Below are 1,700 nucleotides of genomic sequence, written 5' to 3'. Positions count from 1 at the left end.
GTTCTGGCCTGCGTGGTCATGGAGTTGGGGGCCGGCCGCGGTGACGTTCTCGATGGTGCGGAGGTAGCGGCGGGGGATGTGCACGGGCGTCTGGGTGGTGGCCATGACGCCGGTGGCGTGGACGGTCGTGCTGTTCGGGTGGTTGCGCAACAGGAAGTCGTTGTCGCGCTGTTCGTCCGGGAGGCCCAGATAGTGCAGGACCTCATGGAGCAGGTCCTCGTCCGAGTGGTTGGCGTCCAGGTGGAGTTGGTCGGCGCGGGCCGGGTCCGCGGAGTCGGTGAGAGTGATCGTCTCGGGGTGATCGGGGTCGGCGATCAAGTTCAGGTTGATGTGCAGCTGGTCGCCCGAACTGGGCAGCGCCAGGCCGGAGTTGAGATGCGCGTCCAGAAGGCGCGTGATGCGGTCGTTGAGCTGCTGGGTGAGGGCCGGGTTCGTCGTGGTGACCGGGAGGTTGAGGGTGTAGTCCCGTATCCACTGGCCGTTGGGCGCCTGGATACGACGGATGGTGGCCCGGACGAGCGTCGTGGCACCGCTGAGAACCCCCGGCCGGGGCGAGTTGGACTGGTCCGCGTGCGGATCGAACCGCTCCGTGCTGTGAACGGCGGGACGGGCGTGCGGACGCAGGCCGTGCCACGTGTCCTTCTGAGCCGGGTCGGCGACACGGGACGCGGTCCGCTCGTCGTCGGCGTCACGGGTCGGCGCGGGACGGTAACGGCCGTTCGGCTGAACGCTGTTGGCGTCCCCGGGGCCTCTGGGTGCCGGCGCCGGGGTGATGGTGGTCGGGTCGACGGTGAGGGGTCCGGCGTCGGTGGCGTTGTAGTGGTTCAGGCCCGTGTAGTGGACCTCCAGGACCCGGGTGGCCGTGGGTGAGCCGACGCGGGTGACGGTGCCGAGGCCGGTCGACGGGTCCGGCCGCAGTACCTCGACGGCCACGTCCAGGGTGTCCGCCAGCAGCGGGAGGAACAACTCGCCCTGGTTGCTCTCGTACGCCTTGGACCAGTTCTGGACGGCGTCGAGCGCGTGGGCCAGTTCGGCGTCGGTGAACTGTGCGTCGCTGACGGTGTATCCGTACCCGAGCAGCCTGCGGAGCTGATCGTCGGAGAGGCGGTCCAGCGTGGGCAGCCGGCCGGTGTCGCGCAGGTACGCGAACATGTCTCGGACGCTGGGATCCGCCGGGCCGATCGCGTTGTCACCGGTGAGCGCCTCGATGTAGAGCGTGTCGAGATCGTCCCGCTCCAACTGGTCCGGCTCTGTCACCCCTGTGATGCCGTACTCGTCGAGTGTCGCCAGGAGTTCGGGCCGGTCCATGGTCGCCGTGCGCCGGTCGAACCATCCCGCGAGCGTCTGCCGTACCTGGCCCACCACCTCGTGCGGCAGCGGGCGGTCGCTGCGCGCGGTGAGCAGTCGGTCCTCGGCCAGGATGCGCAGCTGGTCGGCCGCGAGCATCAGGTGCCGGCCGGCCCGGGGCATCGGGGTGCCCGGCCGCCATCGGGTGAACTGGGCCAGCCCGGCACGGACTTGATTCGGGTCGCCCAGCCAGGCGTAGGTCTCCGGAGCCCGGGTCCGCAGGTCGGGCAACCGGTCGCGGACCCGTGCCGGGTCGGTGCCGATGAACGTGTAGAGGATGCATCGGCCGTCACCGCGGGTCGGCACCAAGTTGCCTCGCGGGGCCCGCACTTGGAAGGCGGCGGGCTGGGGGG

At 70.4% G+C, this 1,700-nt stretch carries 1 protein-coding gene; it reads right to left on the bottom strand.

The genetic code is table 11. From position 1 onward, the window contains the following. On the bottom strand, window positions 1–1,653 hold a 1,653-nt coding region (locus AC31A1_RS51015), incomplete at its 3' end, for an OTU domain-containing protein (protein ID WP_489659848.1). Window positions 1,654–1,700 lie beyond the last annotated feature (47 nt).

It is taken from the genome of Streptomyces sp. P5F9, from assembly GCF_057961495.1.
This window is presented reverse-complemented; position numbering and strand designations above follow the sequence as displayed.